This is a genomic window from Methyloterricola oryzae (assembly GCF_000934725.1).
GTDB lineage: Bacteria > Pseudomonadota > Gammaproteobacteria > Methylococcales > Methylococcaceae > Methyloterricola > Methyloterricola oryzae.
Genome location: NZ_JYNS01000031.1, coordinates 1 through 17,755, shown reverse-complemented (window position 1 = coordinate 17,755; position 17,755 = coordinate 1). Strand labels below are relative to the sequence as shown.

At 57.9% G+C, this 17,755-nt stretch carries 19 protein-coding genes and 2 pseudogenes; 4 read left to right on the top strand and 17 right to left on the bottom strand.

Translation table 11 applies throughout. From position 1 onward, the window contains the following. The 9 genes from EK23_RS20325 to EK23_RS20295 form a co-directional block, all read right to left on the bottom strand. Positions 1-204 (bottom strand): transposase (locus tag EK23_RS20325; RefSeq protein WP_045227239.1); only part of this gene is annotated, 204 nt, incomplete at its 3' end. A gap of 195 nt (positions 205-399) precedes the next feature. Then, complete coding sequence (locus EK23_RS23525) at positions 400-576, bottom strand: dihydrofolate reductase family protein (RefSeq protein ID WP_158002565.1); 177 nt, start codon at positions 574-576, stop codon at positions 400-402. Positions 577-693: 117 nt separating this feature from the next. Beyond that, positions 694-1,191, bottom strand: coding sequence for a VOC family protein (locus EK23_RS20320; RefSeq protein WP_045227234.1), 498 nt, complete (start codon positions 1,189-1,191; stop codon positions 694-696). A 239-nt stretch (positions 1,192-1,430) separates the two neighbouring features. Then, on the bottom strand, positions 1,431-1,901 hold the full coding sequence (locus EK23_RS20315; protein WP_045227233.1) for a DUF1810 domain-containing protein: 471 nt from the start codon (positions 1,899-1,901) through the stop codon (positions 1,431-1,433). Positions 1,902-2,657: 756 nt separating this feature from the next. Then, positions 2,658-3,497: a class I SAM-dependent methyltransferase gene (locus tag EK23_RS20310; protein ID WP_045227232.1), complete on the bottom strand. Its 840-nt coding sequence runs from the start codon at positions 3,495-3,497 to the stop codon at positions 2,658-2,660. Next, positions 3,490-3,963, bottom strand: a complete 474-nt coding sequence (gene cueR / locus EK23_RS20305) for a Cu(I)-responsive transcriptional regulator (protein WP_045227231.1) — start codon at positions 3,961-3,963, stop codon at positions 3,490-3,492. The genes EK23_RS20310 and cueR overlap by 8 nt, the downstream gene beginning before the upstream one ends. Before the next feature lie 12 nt (positions 3,964-3,975). Beyond that, positions 3,976-4,455, bottom strand: a complete 480-nt coding sequence (locus EK23_RS20300; RefSeq protein WP_045227230.1) for a DUF4396 domain-containing protein — start codon at positions 4,453-4,455, stop codon at positions 3,976-3,978. Between the two features lie 673 nt (positions 4,456-5,128). Next, positions 5,129-5,257 (bottom strand): hypothetical protein, encoded by a 129-nt coding sequence (locus EK23_RS24370; RefSeq protein ID WP_235282236.1) that lies wholly within the window; start codon positions 5,255-5,257, stop codon positions 5,129-5,131. Positions 5,258-5,374: 117 nt separating this feature from the next. Next, positions 5,375-6,277: a LysR family transcriptional regulator gene (locus EK23_RS20295; protein ID WP_082054383.1), complete on the bottom strand. Its 903-nt coding sequence runs from the start codon at positions 6,275-6,277 to the stop codon at positions 5,375-5,377. A 114-nt stretch (positions 6,278-6,391) separates the two neighbouring features. On the opposite strand from EK23_RS20295, the gene metE reads away from it, so the two are divergent. Further along, a complete protein-coding gene (gene metE / locus EK23_RS20290; RefSeq protein ID WP_045227229.1) occupies positions 6,392-8,686 on the top strand; it encodes a 5-methyltetrahydropteroyltriglutamate--homocysteine S-methyltransferase in 2,295 nt (764 codons plus the stop codon). A gap of 238 nt (positions 8,687-8,924) precedes the next feature. Here metE and EK23_RS22185 read toward each other — a convergent pair. The 5 genes and pseudogenes from EK23_RS22185 to EK23_RS24365 all read right to left on the bottom strand — a co-directional run bounded on the left by EK23_RS22185 (position 8,925) and on the right by EK23_RS24365 (position 10,857). Next, positions 8,925-9,365, bottom strand: a pseudogene (locus EK23_RS22185) (transposase). 2 nt (positions 9,366-9,367) lie between these two features. Then, positions 9,368-9,619, bottom strand: coding sequence for a hypothetical protein (locus EK23_RS23770; RefSeq protein WP_158002564.1), 252 nt, complete (start codon positions 9,617-9,619; stop codon positions 9,368-9,370). A 293-nt stretch (positions 9,620-9,912) separates the two neighbouring features. Next, positions 9,913-10,107 (bottom strand): hypothetical protein, encoded by a 195-nt coding sequence (locus EK23_RS20275; RefSeq protein WP_145998763.1) that lies wholly within the window; start codon positions 10,105-10,107, stop codon positions 9,913-9,915. A gap of 74 nt (positions 10,108-10,181) precedes the next feature. After that, positions 10,182-10,397: a hypothetical protein gene (locus tag EK23_RS23515; protein ID WP_145998762.1), complete on the bottom strand. Its 216-nt coding sequence runs from the start codon at positions 10,395-10,397 to the stop codon at positions 10,182-10,184. Positions 10,398-10,554: 157 nt separating this feature from the next. Further along, entirely contained in the window at positions 10,555-10,857 is a 303-nt protein-coding gene (locus tag EK23_RS24365; protein ID WP_045227237.1) for an exosortase system-associated protein, TIGR04073 family, read from the bottom strand. Positions 10,858-11,604: 747 nt separating this feature from the next. Here EK23_RS24365 and EK23_RS24785 point away from each other — a divergent pair. Together EK23_RS24785 and EK23_RS24495 are read left to right on the top strand one after the other, a co-directional pair. Beyond that, positions 11,605-12,036 (top strand): annotated as a pseudogene (locus tag EK23_RS24785) (multicopper oxidase domain-containing protein); the annotation flags it as partial. Positions 12,037-12,082: 46 nt separating this feature from the next. Continuing rightward, the gene (locus EK23_RS24495) at positions 12,083-13,099 is read left to right on the top strand and encodes a c-type cytochrome (protein ID WP_200892204.1); all 1,017 of its coding nucleotides are present in this window, start codon (positions 12,083-12,085) and stop codon (positions 13,097-13,099) included. Positions 13,100-13,405: 306 nt separating this feature from the next. Here the strand turns inward: EK23_RS24495 and EK23_RS20260 are convergent, their stop codons facing one another. Both EK23_RS20260 and EK23_RS20255 read right to left on the bottom strand, forming a co-directional pair. Then, positions 13,406-14,575, bottom strand: coding sequence for an NnrS family protein (locus EK23_RS20260; RefSeq protein WP_045227236.1), 1,170 nt, complete (start codon positions 14,573-14,575; stop codon positions 13,406-13,408). A 200-nt stretch (positions 14,576-14,775) separates the two neighbouring features. Continuing rightward, positions 14,776-15,483, bottom strand: a complete 708-nt coding sequence (locus tag EK23_RS20255; protein WP_082054381.1) for a helix-turn-helix transcriptional regulator — start codon at positions 15,481-15,483, stop codon at positions 14,776-14,778. Positions 15,484-15,524: 41 nt separating this feature from the next. Between EK23_RS20255 and EK23_RS20250 the strand changes: the two genes are divergently transcribed. After that, positions 15,525-16,856 carry a hypothetical protein gene (locus tag EK23_RS20250; protein ID WP_200892203.1) on the top strand — a complete coding sequence of 444 codons (1,332 nt, stop codon included), beginning with the start codon at positions 15,525-15,527 and terminating at the stop codon, positions 16,854-16,856. A 684-nt stretch (positions 16,857-17,540) separates the two neighbouring features. Here EK23_RS20250 and EK23_RS24350 read toward each other — a convergent pair. After that, on the bottom strand, positions 17,541-17,755 hold a 215-nt coding region (locus EK23_RS24350), incomplete at its 5' end, for a hypothetical protein (RefSeq protein ID WP_045227226.1).

Here is a 17,755-nt window from a genome sequence, read left to right as displayed (position 1 = left end):
GAAATCGATCGTTTCGACCGCCGGATATCTGGAGGCACTTACGCTGCCCGATTCGCGCAGCCAACGCCGCGCCAGGTTGGCGTTGATGCCGTGTGCCAGCGCGACCGCGGCAATTGAGGCACCGGGCTGTCGGCAGGCGTCCACCACCTGCCGCTTGAAATCAACGCTATGGAAGCGCCGGGTACGCTTGGGAGATGAGTCCATGAAAGTGTCCACTAAAAACTGAAGTGGACACTATCTTGCGCAATCCATCGGGCGCCTTACAGATGGGATTACCGGACGGATACGGCTATTCTGCGCATCAGTTTTTAGTTCTTATTAGGAGTAGGATAAAACCTTCAATCAATCGAAGAAATCGGCCAAGTGGTCAGGCCAAATTGAGCATGAGTGGGAAGCTCATCAGGTCAGCCGGTTGATGAGTCCGGCCTGGCAAAGCTGCGGGTAAAGGCTGCTGCTGCCCTGAGTAAGCAGATCTCGGCCTTCGGTTTTCTTCAGGTCGCTGACAGCAGTTCCCGTATCGCCCGATAGCTTGCTGCTGTTCTCCCATGTCAGCGGCTCGCCTGAATGGGTCAGCACATCTTTATTGATTCGCTGAAGTTTGGCGCTGGAGCGAAGCCGCCACTCAGATCTTCCTGCAGCCCTCCCGGCGCCTGCATAATGCCGTCAAGCGACTGAAAGACTGCGCCCGTCAGCCTACGCATCGTTGAGAAAGCCTTCGACGGCCCGGTCGAGCGCGGCGATGTCGATCCTCTTCATTTCCATCATCGCTTCAAAAGCGCGCTTGGCCCGTTCTCCGCCTTCGCTCATAAGATCCATCAGGCGCTTCGGCGTGATCTGCCAGGAAAAACCCCACTTATCTTTGCACCAGCCACAGGCACTCTCTTCGCCGCCATTCTGCGTGATCGCATTCCAGTAGCGGTCGGTTTCCTCCTGGTTCTCGGTGACGACCATGAAACTAATCGCCTCATTGGGTTTGAAGTTCGGACCGCCGTTCAGGCCGAGGAAAGGCCGGCCAAGGACGGTGAATTCGACCGTCAGTTCTTCGCCTTTCTCACCGCCGGGATAGTCGGACACGGCCTCGTGTATCGATCCCACACGACTGTCTGGGAAAATGGACGCGCAGAATTCCGCAGCATTGCGCCCTTCCCCTTTGTCGAACCAAAGGCATGTAACGAGCTTGTCGTTGGCCATTACTCTCCTCCTATTGCGTGCTGATGAGCGCTAATACGGCTCACTGGGGATCCGTGCCGATAGTCATCTGGTGGCCGCCAAGGACCACAATGGGTCCAATGACGATGGTGCCGCTCGATTTTATGCGGCTGTTTCGGAGCCGAGACGGATGGAACACGGACGTACTAGCGCCAGTGCGGTGGCGGCTCACGAGCGCGTCAGCGTCCGTCGGGAAGATAGCGCTGACTTTTCCTTCAGAGTTAGTCTTCTTTCCGTATATCGTCCAACAGCGCGAGCGTTCTTTGATCCGGCTCGCCGTGGAAGTATTGCTCGAGCAGCCGATGAAACACGGAGCCCGCGGGCGACACCTGCGCGAACAGGCTTGCGCAAGATCTCAGTTTCCAATCGTCCGGCGAGCCCAGAATCTCGTGCGCGGTTCGTCCAGCGACTTCGAGTAGCGCCGCGGCGCACGCCAGCAGCCTGGGTCCAAGAACTGGGTGAGCGAGGTAGGCCCTAGCTTCCGCGAGGCTCTTGATCGTGTATTGGTGGGCGGTTGCGCTTAGTCCGAGCCCTTCGAACTGCGGAAAAATATACCACATCCAGTGCGAACGCTTTCGACCGCTCTTAAGCTCGGCGAGCGCACGTTCGTAATCGTCATCCTGCGCTTGGACAAAGCGGATGAGGTCATACGGATCGCCGCATGCGTCAGGGAAAAGTTGCGAATCTGCCATCAAAAGGGCTCGCGTGCGTCCTGGCGTGTCATGTAATGGGTATATAGAGGCAGCGCATGACCTGACTAGACTGCCCTGGGCACACAAGCGGAAGCAACCCAACAGCAAATCAAGGACTTGTCACCCCTGTCAGCGAGGCTTTCCGATTCAGTTCCAGTGCCAACCATGGTGATTCAAAGCGAGGATGACAGGAGCCATCAGAATGGAAATTGCTAACAAACGGCATTTGAATCGTCCAACTTTTGTCGTTGGGGGCTTGGACATTGGTTTGACGCTGAATACCATCCTGCGTCGATGGCACGACCAAAGCAGAAGCATCTGCGTTTCAGGCTGATTCCCATGCATATCTACCTCCATTCGACGCTCAGTGTTACGTGGGGTAGATGAATGATAGAGCGGCCTCCCTTAAATCTGACTTAAGCGGGCCTCGAGCGCAACTAGCGATCTAACTTCGGATTGGGCGTTGGCTCAACATTGTCAGCCGGGTCGATGGTCAGTAGAGGCTGGTACTAGAAGTTGTAATTAATTCCTTGGCAGTGCTGGAAGGGGCTGTTTTGGCCGATGAGTCGGCGGCGATGCCTTGAATAGGGACGGCCGCTGATGGTTGCATTGCCCACGTCCCGGAGCACTGCGTCGCCATAGAACTTATTGCCACGAATGGCATTCGCGCTTTGCCAGGCCTGAAATTGAGGGCAATCTGCGGCGGTTTACGTCACCCGTGCAGGGTGCTGATGCCGCGACCGAGTGCTTTTTTAGTCACAGCCATCCACCTCGGACGTCCGGCTTGGTGGCGATAGCATAGATCACGTTGGCTTCGATACCCGAAAGGCGGGAATCCCGGACATAGCAAAGATTGGCTTCACGCACACGCGCATGGGCGGCGGCGTCCAATCGGTCGATGGTTCCCCGATACCCCGAGCCCAAGAGGGTTGTCCACCAATCCTCGGGCGACTCGATAGGGTGAGTGCCCGCTTGCTCCGATATGTCGGCGTCTTCGATCCCCGCTTCCGCCAACATGGCCGCGAGGGAGTCTGGATGGCTGATCCGGTCCCAGGGGTTGAAGGATTTGTGCAGGTCGGGGGCCTCGTTTCGAATCGACTCCCAAAATACCCCATTGGCGGGCTCGAAGAAGTTGGGCCCCCATGTTGTCAGGGCGAGCTTCCCTCCCGGCTTAACGCGGTGCCAGAGTTCGCGCACCGCGCTTGGCATATCGGGCACGAAGAAAATCCCAAAGACGCATACCACGGCATCGAAGGCAGCCTCCGGGAATTCCAGAGACATCATGTCGCCCAGCTTGAACTCGACCTGGGTCAGCCCCCGGCTCTCAGCTTTGCGCCGGGCCAGTTCCAAGAGGTTTTCCGCCAGGTCGATTCCAACGACTCGCCCCTCCCGACCGACGGAGTCTGCCGCGGGAATCGCTGAGGCTCCGCTTCCGCAGCAGACATCCAGCACGGATTGCCCTGGCTGAAGGCGCAAGCGCTCAATCGTCTTCCTTCCGAATCGATCCCAAAACGTGTTGGCGGGATGGTCGAAAAGATCCGCGGCGGCATTGTACGCGGCAGCCGCATTGGCTTTAGCGGTCTCCAAGCTATTCATGATGATTTCTCCTTCTGCGTGTGAGGGCATTCGCAATCGTAACCGTGCGTTGGGAGTTTTGGCGTGACGAAGAGGTGACATCGCCTGCCAAAGCATCGAGGATCGGGCATTCAGGACGGTCGTCGCCCTGACACCGATCAATCAACTGATTCAGCGTGGCGGCCATGGCCCGCAGTTCCGCAATCTTGGACTCGAGCGCCTTCAGGTGCTCCAAAGCCAGCCGGCGGACCTCTCCCGCGGGGCGATGTTTGTCCACCCAGAGCGATAGCAGTCGCTTGATCTCCGGGGTGGAAAACCCAGCGTCCCGCGCTTGCCGGATAAACCGGAGGGTGTGGATATCGTTACCGTCAAAGTCCCGATAGCCTGACGCGGTGCGCCGTTGTCGGGACAACAGGCCGATGGCCTCGTAGTGCCGGATCATTTTGCTCGAAATGCCCGTGGCACGAGACGCTTCGCCGATATTCATAGCGTTACCTGCTTAATGAGCGTGGCCATGGGCCAGAGCGTGTCCTCGGCCGCGACCGATCAACCAGCGGTTCAGCGGTAACGCCGCCAACCCGGCCAAGAACAATGAGGCCAGCAAGCTGATCCAGAACATCCCCGTGTCCAGCGGGGCGTCCATCGCACCCGGGATCAGCAACATGGTCAGGTTGTCGACCAGTTCCATGACCGCAATGGAAGCGGTATCAGCGGCAAGGGCCGTACCCGCCGCCATGCGCCATCCCATCCCTGCATTCTGAAGGGGGACCAGCGTGAAGGTGTAGCCGGTCAGAAAGGCCAAGACGATCGCGAGGGCAACCGTGCCGAAGTTGCTCCATCCCAGCGCGCTGCCAATTAAAAGGCCCAACACTTCGCCAATCGCGCAGCCGGACAAGCAATGCAGTGTCGCCTTCAAGGCCAGCAGGTTATTGAACGTCGCGGGACTGTCAGTCGACTGAGTGTGATGGTGGTGTTCCATATTCGGCTCCTCAAGAACAAATCATCGAGGGCCATCATGCTGCACCTTCCCATCATGGCAAGGTCAAGCGGTTTTGAAAAATGATTTCGGTCGGCCTTGAATCCTGGCATCTGACAGCGCATTTCCGCAGCATTCCCTTCCAACAGGCCACCCAGTCAGATCTCTTAAGCTGATATGTACCAAACGAGCGCCATGAAATTCGAGCGGAGGGAGCAATGGAGAAGCATTAGAAGATGACTCAGATATTGCTTAAGAAACGGCTGGCTGCCAGACTTGGTGGTTCAATTGACCAAATCGTCGCTACTTCAATGACTCGGGCGCGGCCGGTCGCTGCCTGCACACAACCCAGTGCGGTAAGTGGCCATTCCCGCTCAATTGAGAGTCACCCACGGACGACGGCCATGCCCGTCCCCTAAGGCGTAAAGCCCGCCGGTTGGCTATCCGCGACCTGGATCACAGTGGGGATTCCGCATCGGTACGGCCGCTGATGATTACATTGCTGTCGTTCCTGATCACTACGTCGGCGCCGAACCATCGGCCAAACCGGCCATCCGCCTTCCATTCCCAGTTTTCGGCAAACGTCAGGTTATGGGATCGCCGTTGAATTAACAGTAGCAGCCAATTCCGGACCTCTGTGCCGGGTTCGCGCGGGACTTTGGAGCGTCAGCTCCACTCAAAAAGCCGACCTCAAACTGAAGATTCGGACACGAACTTCTCGGCTAAACCGGTACCAGCCTAAAACCCGCAGGTGGATGTTGGGGTTGTAGATGAAGATGGTGAAGTCGATGCCGGTGGCCACCATCGCCTCCATGACCACCCCGCTGCAGGGCGCACAACAACAAATGCAGCAGCACCTTGTCGTGGCCGTTGGGCAGCGGGAGCGGTCTGCGCTTGAGATCAGGCTTGTGATCCATGTTTTTCACCGTGTGCGGTCACGATACGTGCGCGCCAGGTCGAGGAAGGCGCGCAGGTAGTCAATCTCCGCATCTTCCTCGCGGAAGCCCAGGAAGATCTGCTTGGCCACACCTTGCTGCCCCAGCTTGGCTGAAAACACCTCGAACTTGGCCGATTGTTCTTCCACCAGCCAGCGCGGCAGCGCGGCCACCCCGCGCCCGCTGGAGACCATCTGCAACATGATGTCGGTGCTCTCGATGGATTTGTGGCGCTTCGGGCTGATGCCGGCCGGCGTGAGGAATTGGGTATAGATATCGAGCCGATCGATGGCGACCGGGTAAGTGATCAGGGTCTCGTCGGAGAGCTGCTGGGGCTGCACGTACGTCACATCGCGCAAGGGATGCTTGGCACCTACGACCAGCACCTGCTCGTAGTCGAACACCGGCTCGAAGACCAGACCTGTCTTATGCAGCGGGTCGGGCGTTACCAGAATGTCGATCTCGTAGCCGAGCAGCGCGCCGATGCCACCGAACTGGAATTTCTGCTTCACGTCCACGTCGACCGACGGCCATGCGGCGAGATAGGGCGACACGATCTTCAGCAGCCATTGATAGCAGGGATGGCACTCCATGCCGATGCACAACGTGCCGCGCTCGCCCAAGGCAAACTGCCGGAGGCGTTCCTCGGCGTGGGCGAGTTGGGGCAACAACCGGTTGGCGACCGCCAATAGATACTCGCCGGCCTGGGTCGGCCGCAGGCTGCGTCCCTCGCGGCGCCAGATGGCGAGCCCGAGCTGATCCTCCAGTTTACGCACGGTGTGGCTGAGCGCGGACTGCGTCAGATGCAGTTTTTCGGCGGCGGCGGTCAGCGAACCGTGCAGGTCGACGGCGCGAACAACTTCGAGATGGGCGCGTTCCAGTATGGCCATGAGGGAAACACATCCATGAACAATGTTAATTGATTTATGAAATAATACCATTTTTCCTCATGAACTGAAATGCGTAGCATGGCATGACCTTATTACTCACCCAAGGATCGCATCATGGTCACTACGCACAATCTCGGCTTTCCGCGCATCGGCGCGAAACGCGAACTCAAATTCGCCCTCGAGTCTTACTGGAAGGGGCAGTCGTCCCGCGACGAACTGAAAGCACTGGGCGCCCAACTGCGCCGCCGCCACTGGCAGGACCAGTCGGCGCTCGACCTCGTGCCGGTCGGCGATTTCGCCTTTTACGACCAAGTGCTGGACATGAGCTTCACGCTGGGCAATCTGCCCGAGCGCGTACAGGGATTCCACGGCGACGCGCTGGACAACTATTTCCGCGTTGCGCGCGGCCGTTCGACCCACGCCGCCGACGAGCAGGCGCAGTGCTGCGGCGGGGTGGCCGCCGGCGAGATGACCAAGTGGTTCGACACCAACTACCACTACATCGTCCCTGAATTCACCGCCGCCACCGAATTCAATCTGGACGCCTCCCGCCTATTGGAGCAACTGGCCGAAGCCAAGGCCCAGGGGGTTAGGCCTAAGCCGGTGATCATCGGGCCGGTAACCTACCTGGCCCTCGGCAAGGCCAAGGATGGCTCCCATAAGCTCGCCCTGCTGGATCGCCTGTTGCCCGTTTACGTTGAATTGTTGGAAACGCTGGCGGCACAAGGAGTGGAGTGGGTGCAAATCGACGAACCTATCCTTGTGACTGAACTGGATGCAGACTGGCAGCAAGCCTTTAACTTCGCCTACCAGCACCTCAAAAACTGCCCGGTTAAGCTGTTGCTCGCCACCTACTTCGGGCAGTTGCTCGAAAACAGGAGGTTGGCTGTGAATTTGCCAGTAGCGGGTTTGCATGTGGATGCTGTCAATGATCGCGTCGACATCGAGCCGCTGCTGAACCTGTTGTCGGTGGACAAGGTGCTGTCCTTGGGGGTCATCAATGGCCGCAACATATGGAAGACTGATTTAAGCGCGGTGCTTGATTGGCTTGAACCACTGGCGGAGCAACTGGGCGATCGCCTGTGGATCGCGCCATCCTGCTCGCTGCTGCATGTACCGGTGGATTTGGACAGCGAACAGAGGCTCGACGGAGAGATCAAGTCCTGGCTGGCCTTCGCCAAGCAGAAGCTGGACGAACTCGCCGTGCTGGCCACCTCTCTGAACCAAGGCTGCGATGCCGTGCGGGACGAACTGGACGCCAACCACACCGCCATCGCGGGGCGCCGCGACTCGCCGCGCGTCAACAACCCGGCAGTCAAGGCCGCCCTGGCCAAGCTCGACGCCAAGCTGGGCCAGCGCCAAAGTCCCTACACCCAGCGCGCCGTCAAGCAGGCCGCGCTGCTGAAGCTGCCCAAGTTTCCCACCACCACCATCGGCTCCTTCCCGCAGACGCCGGAAATCCGCCAGGTACGGCACCAGTTCAAGGCGGGCGAGATCGATGAAGCCGCCTACAAGGTGGCGATGCAGGCCGAGATCGCCCGCAGCGTGCGCGAGCAGGAAGCCCTGGGCCTCGATGTGTTCGTGCACGGCGAGGCCGAGCGCAACGACATGGTCGAGTATTTCGGCGAGCAATTGGAGGGCTATGCCTTCAGCCAGTTCGGTTGGGTGCAGTCCTATGGTTCGCGCTGTGTAAAACCGCCCATCCTGTTCGGCGACATCAGACGTCCCAAAGCCATGACCGTCGAATGGATCAAATACGCGCAATCACTGGCGAGCAAGCCGATGAAGGGGATGCTGACCGGCCCGGTCACCATCCTCAACTGGTCCTTCGTGCGTGACGACCAGCCGCGCTCGGTGTCGTGCAAGCAGCTCGCCCTGGCCATCCGCGAAGAGGTGCTGGACTTGGAGAAGGCCGGCGTGCGCATGATCCAGATCGACGAGGCCGCGCTGCGCGAAGGGCTGCCCCTGCGCAAGTCGCAATGGCAGGAGTACCTGGATTGGGCCGTGGAGTCCTTCCGCATCACCGCCAACGGCGTGGCGGATGAGACCCAGATCCACACCCACATGTGCTACTCCGAGTTCAACGACATCATCGCTTCCATCGCCAACATGGACGCCGACGTGATCACCATCGAGACCTCGCGCTCCGACATGGAGCTGCTCGATGCCTTCGATGACTTCAATTACCCGAACGAGATCGGCCCGGGCGTGTATGACATCCACTCACCCAACATCCCGACCCAGGACCACATCGTGCAGCTGATGAAGAAGGCTGCCGAGCGCATTCCGGCCGAGCGCCTGTGGGTCAATCCGGACTGCGGCCTCAAGACCCGGCAGTGGAGCGAGGTGATCCCGGCGCTGACCAACATGGTCACCGCGGCAAAAAACCTGCGCGCCACGGTAGGCTGATCCTCGTTGTTTTCCGCAGCAACAGTCCCGGCATGCCGCCGTGACTTTTTTATCAGAACCCTGATTCAACGTGCATTGAGGAAACGCCGATTAATGGGAGGACCTGATGCGTTTAGGCCGGTTGGACCCTATTGGGGTGTTGGTCAGTCATAAAGTGGTCCGAAACGGCGGTATTTGGGGCAAGTTCGCCTGGGATTTCCGCCCCGCAATGAACTGCCGGCACACCTTGCCTGTGACCTCAGGCGGCAACCATGGCGAGCAGTTGGTGTCGAACTCGATAGACGTTGGCCAGCGCGAACAGCACTTGCCATTGATGGGTGTTCTTCGCCAGCCCACGATATCGGGTTTTCCGGTGGCCAAAGAGGTTCTTGACGGTGCGGAATGGGTGTTCGACCTTCGACCGGACACAGGCTTTAAGCCGCTCGATGTGGCGGGTCAGGCCTCCCATTTCATTGTCTGGGAGTTGCCTGACCTGGCTGCGCATGAGCGCGACATGCCAATCGACTGCGCGCTCTGCGTGTTCCTCACGCTTGCTGACCCCGGTGTAGCCGGCATCGGCATACACCCGGCGCTCCTAGTCATGCAGCAGTTCGCCGGCCATGACCACATCGCTGACATTGGCCGCCGTGCCGACTGCCGCGTGGATCAGCCCGGAGTCGGCATCGACGCCGATGTGCATCTTCATCCCGATTGCCAGTTGTTGCCCTTCTTGGTCGGGTGCATGTCGGGGTCGCGTTGCTGACCCTGGTTTTTGGTCGAAGGCGGAGCGGCAATCAGGGTGGCATCTACGACGGTGCCTTCGCGTAGCAGCAAGCCTTGGGCCTCCAGCAGCGCATTGACGCGATCCAGAATCAGCGGCGCCAACGGGTACGCTTCCAATAGGTGGCGGAAGTTCATGAGCGTGGTGGCATCGGGGACGAGCTCGCGCAGCACATCGATGCCGACTAAGCAGGCCAGTTTGGGAGATTCGAAAAACTCTCTTGCATTCTCCAGGGAGGTCCACTCCGAGAAATGGACAATGAGATTTTCATCCTGGTCATCTCTCAGTAGCTAATAGCGGATTTCACCTGCATTCTTCCGGATCTCTGCCGCGTTATAAAAAATAGCCTTCCAAACAGGGTAGTCATCCACTTCATGAATGATCAATACGTGCTGCATCCCGTTATCTCCTGGCGGTTGGAGTTTTTGTAGGAGCGTTCCTTCATAGGCGGCCGACGCCTTATAAATCACTCACCGAGCCGCAATTGTGTGCATAAGCATCGTGATGCTTTGCTACAGTTTTGACTTGAAAGCAGATCTTTTTCCATCGCGTCGATTCCGTCGCTGATGGCATGATGCACCAACTCCGCCACCGAAGTAGCATCTTCGTGCTTCGATTCGAAATCGATGATCCAAAAGACGACACTCAGCCCGTTGGACACGAACATCGCCTATAAAATTTGGAAAAAGGCCAAAATCGGTCGAGCACTGATCTACTTCACCTCGTCTGGTGGCGTTAAGCGAGGGCCACCCGCCGAATTGTTGGCACAAGAAGCTGCTCGGCATTGAAAACTGTCATTTGGCTTTCGCGGCGCGGAACGTCCTCTTCGGCAACGCCGGATTTCGAACTCGACGCAGCCCTGCAGATCCCAGGCGTCACCAATGCCTGAACCATGCCGATCAAGATCCGCATCGAAATGTTGGCAACCAGCATCCGCAACTCAGTCTGCATCAAGCTGATTCGCACGGAGCTCGGCGCGATGGAGAGCTCGGAACGCCAACAGTAGCATTCCGCCCAAAGGGCATGCACTGCGCGACATCAAGGCTACGGCTATCTGGCGTTGAAATGGAGCTTCCGATTAGCGGCAATTGCCATGTTCGCTCAGGGATTAGCGAAAGTAGTCCCATGGATATTCGGGCTTCAGTATTGGCGCGAAACCGGTGGGCACTGGGAACGGAGCGGTCAGGAATTCGTAGACTCCCACCAGTTCTCGCGTGACGATCCTGCCGAGTCCGAGAGCAAGGCCCACAGGTAGACCCAGCGCGCCTTTCTCCCGCGTCTCTGAAATCATTGTTCCCGGTAACTCCATAACCCCGCAGGTCATTGCGGCCAAGCCTCGGCCGAGTTTATGGGCGGCAGTCTGGGCGGAAATGTTTGTAGTGCCCAAGCACAATATGAGCGCAACGATCATCGACCCTAAGGACTTTTTCGTGTTCATCGAACCAACCTCCATCAGGAGTTGAGTGCAATCGCGCTGTTCAAACGGCACTAACACACAGGACACGACGGTATGCGAAGGTCTCAGCCAGGTACTTAGTTGGCGCTTCACAGCTATCGCATAAGACCGCCGGAAATGACGGTGTACTTCGCTGACAAGGGATAGTGGCAGTTTCAATTAGATTATCCAGCGAGCCTATAGGCATGATTACCTACGGATTGATAGGGATAGCCAGTCGCCGCCACCGCGCACATGATTGATTTCACGGGTTGTCAGGCCATTTGAAACATGTGCAAATTTTTGCAGTTCGAAGGCCTGCTAGCTCATGCCTTGGGCCGGCTGGCGCCTTAGCGCCATTAAGCAGGAGTTGTCGATGTCGTCTGACTTGCAGACATCAGCGGCCATCCCGCTGCGGAATGCCCGTTGAACACCCAGAGGCAGTCAGTCGCTCGCATGGGTTACTCGGCGTCAGGTCGGCCAAAACAGCCATCTCAGCCTTGGGCAGTGGAAGCCGACGCCATAGCCCCGCCCGCTATTTGTGGGCCATCGTTATTGCCCGAATCTATCGGGTCTTGCCGTTGCTATGCCCGGAATGCGGCGGCGAAACGCGGTTTGCCGGGTGTTAACACGCTGACTTCTTCGGCGACATGTTTGGCGACGTGCGCCGAGGCGACATTGAGCTCGTATGCGATTTCTTCCATCCGATAGTTGGTCATTGCGATGCGGGTGGAGCCTATCCTAATTGCGAGAGGATGTATGATGGGTTTTTTTGACAGCGCTATGTCGTGTCTGCACTTGCGGACTTTAGGTTCCGCCGCCGGCTTGCTTCTGTTAACCGCCAGTAACGGGAACGCGCAAGGAGATCCTTACGACCCCGGCAAGACGGATCTGCATCCCGTCCCTGCCACCATGTCGTCCGATCGTCATACCGGCCCTTTCGCCGAGGGTGCCGCACTCAGCCTAGATGCCGAATTGAAGCCACTGGATCCATCGCCCGTGAAAGATATACGGCTGGATGTCACCCACAAGATCGTCGACATTGCCCCTGGTGTGAAGTTCAGCGCCTGGACGTTCGGCGACCAGGTGCCGGGGCCGACCATCCGCGCGCGAGTCGGCGACAGGATCCGCTTCAGCATGACCAACCGCAGCGACAACGATACCCGGCAAAACGCTTATGGCCGCGCCCATGATGCACTCCATGGACTTCCACGCGGCGATGGTGTCACCCCAGGACAAGTACCGCTCGATCGCCCCGGGGCAGACCATCTCTTTCGAATTCACGCTGAACTATCCGGGCGTGTTCCTGTACCACTGCGACACGCCGATGATCCTGGAGCACATCGCGTCCGGGATGTATGGCGCGATGATCGTCGAGCCGCGCGACGGCTATCCGACGCGGGTGGACCGGGAATACGTGATCGTACAGAGCGAGTTCTATGCGAAGCCGGACCCGGCGGGGCGTACCCTCGACAACGTCCCTCTCTACGTGCTTGACGGCGATAAGCTGCGCGCCGCGCAGTCGACCCATACCGCCTTCAATGGTCAATCCAATGGCATGGTCAAGAAGCCACTTCCGGCCAAACCGGGTGAACGTGTGCGCCTTTACGTCCTGAATGTCGGGCCGAGCAAGACCTCCAGCTTTCATGTCGTCGGCACCATCCTCGATCGGGTGTGGATCGAGGGTAACCCAGACAACCAGTTCCGTGGCATGCAGTCGGTACTGCTTGGCTCATCGAACAGCGCCATCGTCGAGTTCGTGATTCCCGAAGCAGGTTCCTACATCATGATCGACCACCAGTTCGCTAATGCCTCGCAAGGTGCGGTCGGACTTATTTCAACGGCAGCCGAGATCGGAGCGAAGGACGTCGAGCATCACGAAATCCCGGCTTCGGCCACCCCCACCGATCCGGATGCGCTACGCGGAAAGCTCCTGTTCGAGAGCAAATGCCAAGGCTGTCATTCAATCGGCGAAGGCGCCAAGCTGCTAGGACCCAACCTTGCCGGCGTCACCCGGCGCCGCAGCACCGACTGGCTGACGCGCTGGCTCCTCGACCCCGCGAAGATGCTGGAAAGCGATGCCGACGCCAAGGCTTTGCTGGGCGAGTACAAGCAGGTTCCCATGCCGAACCTGGGATTGAGTGAGGCCGAGGTCCAGCAGATCATTCGTTACCTGCACTGGTTCGACGAGCAAATTTCATCTCCGGGAGGCCGGTAGCGCATGCGGATGTCCCGGATCCCGGCCCGTTCATCAGAGAAACGCGGCCGGAACGACGAAGCCGGCTTATGACGCCAATTTGAGGGCGTCTCCTAAATCTGCCGTTGGGCCGAAATTGGTCATCCGGCGCCGACCTTGACAACGTTAGCCTGCGGGGAATACCTGTTTTTCAACGACCGCTCCGGTAGCTTTGTAAAACAGCGCGGTCAGACCGGTTTTTCGAGGGGGGCGGTTTTTCCTTCTCCGCCACCCCACTTGACTAATTCCAGCCATGACCCGCCTTTCCCGGATCGCGGATTATTCGAGTCAGGTGCTCACTCTCGGACCCAGAAGAATTGGCGCGTATTGCACAAGAAAAATGAGGTAGGACGCCATCCACAGCAGTACAGACAGGGTGATCAAACCCTGCCCCAATGCCCCGAACAGTCGTAGCAGGGTTCCCAGCGTGATCAATCCAAAAGCAAACGTCATTGCAGGGTAGGCTTGCAATGCGCGCCCAGTGTGCCCGAGGGCGACCCTGGCGGCGACACCCAGAATCAGCGTGCCCATGGCGCCATAGGTCAGGGCATGGATGCCGGCATCGAAAAATGATTGCCATCCCAGGCAGGAAAGTCCCAGCAGTCCAAAGCCAACGGGGATCCATCCATAGCCCATGTGCAGAACCCAAAGCAGTGGTTCACGCCCGGCCAGCCACCCGCGCCACCGCAGCAGTCGCCAAGCGTGAAGCAGCGCGGCTAACAAGCCCAGAGTTCCGGTCCAAATCGAGGTTGGCCAAACGATAAACGCCACTGCAAAGGCCGTAGCGATCAAGACACTCGCTAGGTCGAAGAGCCCGAATGCCGGCAGCTGAACGTTGATTTCAGTGCGGTTAAGCCTGAGCCAGTTCTGGGTGAAGGCCGGGATGATGCGGCCACCTACCAGAAAAATCATGCCGATGACCAGAAACAAACCAGTACGCAGGCACATCTCCAGGCGCTCCGGGTCTTCCGAAGCCGCGGAAAAAAACGCAATTTCCGCCCCCAGAAATGCCGCCGACAACGGAAGCACCTTGTAGTTGCGGATATTCCGGGCGGCCAAGACCTCTCTCGCTATCAACCCAGCCAGAGCCACCCAAAAAAGCAGACTCGCCACGCTCCAGAATGCAAAACCTGTAGGAGTGGGAATAAACGCACCGATGCGGGCAGTTATCCAGACGATACACAGGCCCAAGAGCGGCTCCGCGGATACCGCCGGGCGACTGGTCCAGGTTGCAACGGCGGTGAGTAAAAAGCCGGCTATGGCGCCGCCGGCATAGCCAAACAGCATTTCATGGCCGTGGCGAATGTAGGCTGGCATGGAATCGGGCCAACTCCATAATCCCCACTGGTTTAACGCCCATCCGCCGATGGCCAGTACGGCATAAACCGAGACGAGCAAGAAAAAAGGCCGGAAGGCGTAGCTAAAGAAAACTTGGGTCGGAGAACAGGATGCAGCCATATCCGATACCTCCGTGCCGGAAAAAAGGGTAGAGAAGTCGACAAGGGTAAGTCGAATCAATTTCGTGCCACATTGTTGCAGCTCATACTTGGCGTGGCGGCGGCTGTCGTCCGATATTTGTCGCTAATCACCAAGGCGAAGAGAAAATCATCGGCCAAAACAGCCAACCCCGCCTTGCATAGTGCGCCGGTAATCACTTTTTATGCCTGTGATGACTTGAATTTGAACCGGCACCTCTTGCCGCCACGCACCATGCACTCCTCGTGGCAGACTTCTGACTGGGTGAAGGTCGTCATCAAGGCCAGATCAAATTCGCAAACCTCCGAATGCTTGGACGCCAAGTCGTGAAAGACGCAATTACTTGCCTCGATCACCAACTCGCCAGCGTCATCCTCCACTACCTTGGAACTGTAGCCAAGGTCTCGCATCAACACATTCAATTCCTTGATCGACTCCGCCGTTGACGCGGGCGTGCGGCGCCCGGCGCGCAACTCACTGGCTACCCGGTTCCCCATTTCCGCGACTTTGGCGTTCAAGCCCTCGTGACCGACTTCATTTATCAACGCGGTCATCAACAATTCGGCGAACCATGAATAGCGCCTCGGAAAGGCTTCCTTTCCTTTGTTGGCCAAGCCGTAAAGCAATTCAGGTCGACCTTTGCTGGGGCGGGCGCCAAATTGCAGCACCAGTCCATCCCTTTCCAGGACCGCCAGATGTTGGCGGACGGCATTACGAGAAATGTTCAAAGACTGCGAGAGTTCATCGACGGTCACGCCTTCCTTGTTTTCCAGCATGAGCTTCAAGATGTCCTGCTGCCGAAGACCAAACGAATCAAGCATATAGAAATCCTGGACTGATCTTAAATATGTTGAGACATATTTTAATTGTTTTAAAGGTTTTGCCCTCATAGAATTTTAACTCCCTTTCGTCCTTGCCACAGGAGAATCCAATGAAAACCTCAAGAACGCTACCAAGAAAATGGGTTGTGCCTTGGCTGCTAACGTTGATATTGGGGGTGGTCGCCGCAGGCAGTGATGCCCAAGCGGACAATCCCAACGACCGTCTCATCATCAAAAACAGCATGAGGCAACTTCTAACCGGTCGTAACACATTCCGCTTCGACACCTTCGGCGATAGTGCATTCTGGGGTGGCACCCTAAAGTTGCATCAGGCCATTGTGGGCGAAAAGCTCGGCGGTGTTGGCGCGGGGGTCAGCCCCGCCATGGCACTGGCAGTGGGACTGAAAGTGGATGTGGATGCCTTGCCAGCCAGTTTGTTGAATGCCCTGAAACAAGGCCAGGTCGACCTGGGCGATCCCGCTTCAACGCTGGCGTTGCTGAAGGCCAATGCGGTGGTCGGGATCAAAGGACAATTTGATGGCGCCGGCCGACTTGAGTCAGTGGGTATCACGTGTGCTCTGTGCCATAGTCAGGTCGATAATTCCTTGGCCAAGGGCATCGGTCATCGACTTGACGGGTGGGCCAACCGGGATCTGAACGTCGGGGCCATCGTCAATCTGTCGCCGGATTTGTCGGCAGTTGCTCAAACGCTGAAAGTCGATGAGGCCACGGTTCGAACTGTCCTAACGAGTTGGGGCCCCGGAAAATTCGATGCCTTGTTGTTCTTGGATGGAAAAGCCTTTAGGAAGGATGGGCAAAGTGCCGCGGTCCTGATCCCGCCGGCTTATGGGCTGGCTGGGGTGAACTTGGGAACCTCGACGGGATTCGGTTCGACGACTTACTGGAATGCCTTCGTCGCCAATCTGGAAATGCACGGTCAGGGAACTTTTAGCGACTCCCGCTTGAGTGATGCTAGTCTCTTTCCTGTGGCGGCCGCGGCAGGCTTCGACAATGTGCGCCATGACGATGACTTGATCACCAGCAAGCTGGCTGATCTGCATGTTTACCAGCTCAACATTCCCGCCCCGAAGGCACCGGCCGGAAGCTTCGATGCTACTGCGGCAGCGCGAGGTAAAAGCGTTTTCGCCAATCAGGCCAAATGCGCGACTTGCCATGTCCCCCCATTGTTCACGGAGCCCGGCTTTAACATGCATAAAGCGTCCGAGGTTGGTATCGATGATTTCCAAGCCAATCGATCGCCGACCGGCCAATTGCGCACTAGTCCACTCAAGGGCTTGTGGGCACATCAGAAGGGCGGGTTTTATCACGACGGGCGCTTTGCCACGCTGGCCGACGTTCTGGAGCACTACGACACCTTCTTCAAACTGGAATTATCGTCGAACGATAAGGCGGATTTGATCGAGTATCTCAAGTCCCTCTAATGCCACCCCGTTACTGACCAGCGAACAACTGGCTCATCGGGCACTCATCGGTCGGAATGCAAAATGAGGAGAGCAGCAGGGGCGCTGGATCTTCCGGCGCCTAATGCCTGACTCGGCGCGATCGCACTTGAATTAGAGCGGGTAGCTCTAACACCATGATTGCGCCTAGAAATGTGCTCCCGGGTTGCGAAGCCGCATGTTGGAAAACATGGTAGTCGGCTCTTTTCGGGCGGTGTAGTTCGGAAGTGACATTGGTATCCGAAAAAAAAAAGCATCACGGCAAGAGCGTCTCATCCGATCGTTTTACGATCTGACCATCGTGAACGGCAGTTATTCGGATGGGCCGGAATGTCCGACCATCTTTCCGGGCGAAAGGCCTGAATTGGCCGCTTCCTCCAGTTCGAGGATGTCTCCAGTAAGCAGTCATTGGCAAGAATTGGAAGCTCAGCCCAAGTGGCGACAATGGCCGATTTTTGCTCGCTCGACCAATAGTTGTCTCTGATCGCTCCGCTTCGTTTCTTGCCATTCCTTACCCACCATTGATAAGACTGCCCTGCAGCGTAACGAAGTAGAAGTGGGGCCGTCCGTCCCTGGACGAAGTCTTTTCAACGGGCGCTTGTTGGTCTCGCAGGGGCAGGCACCGCTCCGGTGTTGAAAGGTCATCCGATGCGAGGTGTCGCAGTCCTACAGGCCGGCCACTGCCGGTGCCGCATCGAGGCTTGCCTTCGGCTGTTCCTTCGGAGTTGGGATCACCTGCGCGAGACTGCCCCTGGCAGACAGATTGCGGACTAGCGGCACCGAGCTTGGCACCATCGCGATGCTGCCCCGTGCGGAGAGATTCTTGGTCGTGGGAGTCTGTGCGTCCTGAGCAGCGATGTGCGCTCCGGATTTCCCTTGCG

Bases quoted from the DNA above. Each gene is read 5' to 3' on its own strand.
- EK23_RS20320 (WP_045227234.1), bottom strand. From the start codon at position 1,191: ATGGCCAACGACAAGCTCGTTACATGCCTTTGGTTCGACAAAGGGGAA.
- EK23_RS20315 (WP_045227233.1), bottom strand. From the start codon at position 1,901: ATGGCAGATTCGCAACTTTTCCCTGACGCATGCGGCGATCCGTATGAC.
- EK23_RS20310 (WP_045227232.1), bottom strand. From the start codon at position 3,497: ATGAATAGCTTGGAGACCGCTAAAGCCAATGCGGCTGCCGCGTACAAT.
- cueR (WP_045227231.1), bottom strand. From the start codon at position 3,963: ATGAATATCGGCGAAGCGTCTCGTGCCACGGGCATTTCGAGCAAAATG.
- EK23_RS20300 (WP_045227230.1), bottom strand. From the start codon at position 4,455: ATGGAACACCACCATCACACTCAGTCGACTGACAGTCCCGCGACGTTC.
- EK23_RS24370 (WP_235282236.1), bottom strand. From the start codon at position 5,257: ATGGTGGCCACCGGCATCGACTTCACCATCTTCATCTACAACCCCAAC.
- EK23_RS20295 (WP_082054383.1), bottom strand. From the start codon at position 6,277: ATGGCCATACTGGAACGCGCCCATCTCGAAGTTGTTCGCGCCGTCGAC.
- metE (WP_045227229.1), top strand. From the start codon at position 6,392: ATGGTCACTACGCACAATCTCGGCTTTCCGCGCATCGGCGCGAAACGC.
- EK23_RS23515 (WP_145998762.1), bottom strand. From the start codon at position 10,397: ATGCAGACTGAGTTGCGGATGCTGGTTGCCAACATTTCGATGCGGATC.
- EK23_RS24365 (WP_045227237.1), bottom strand. From the start codon at position 10,857: ATGATCGTTGCGCTCATATTGTGCTTGGGCACTACAAACATTTCCGCC.
- EK23_RS24495 (WP_200892204.1), top strand. From the start codon at position 12,083: ATGGACTTCCACGCGGCGATGGTGTCACCCCAGGACAAGTACCGCTCG.
- EK23_RS20260 (WP_045227236.1), bottom strand. From the start codon at position 14,575: ATGGCTGCATCCTGTTCTCCGACCCAAGTTTTCTTTAGCTACGCCTTC.
- EK23_RS20255 (WP_082054381.1), bottom strand. From the start codon at position 15,483: ATGAGGGCAAAACCTTTAAAACAATTAAAATATGTCTCAACATATTTA.
- EK23_RS20250 (WP_200892203.1), top strand. From the start codon at position 15,525: ATGAAAACCTCAAGAACGCTACCAAGAAAATGGGTTGTGCCTTGGCTG.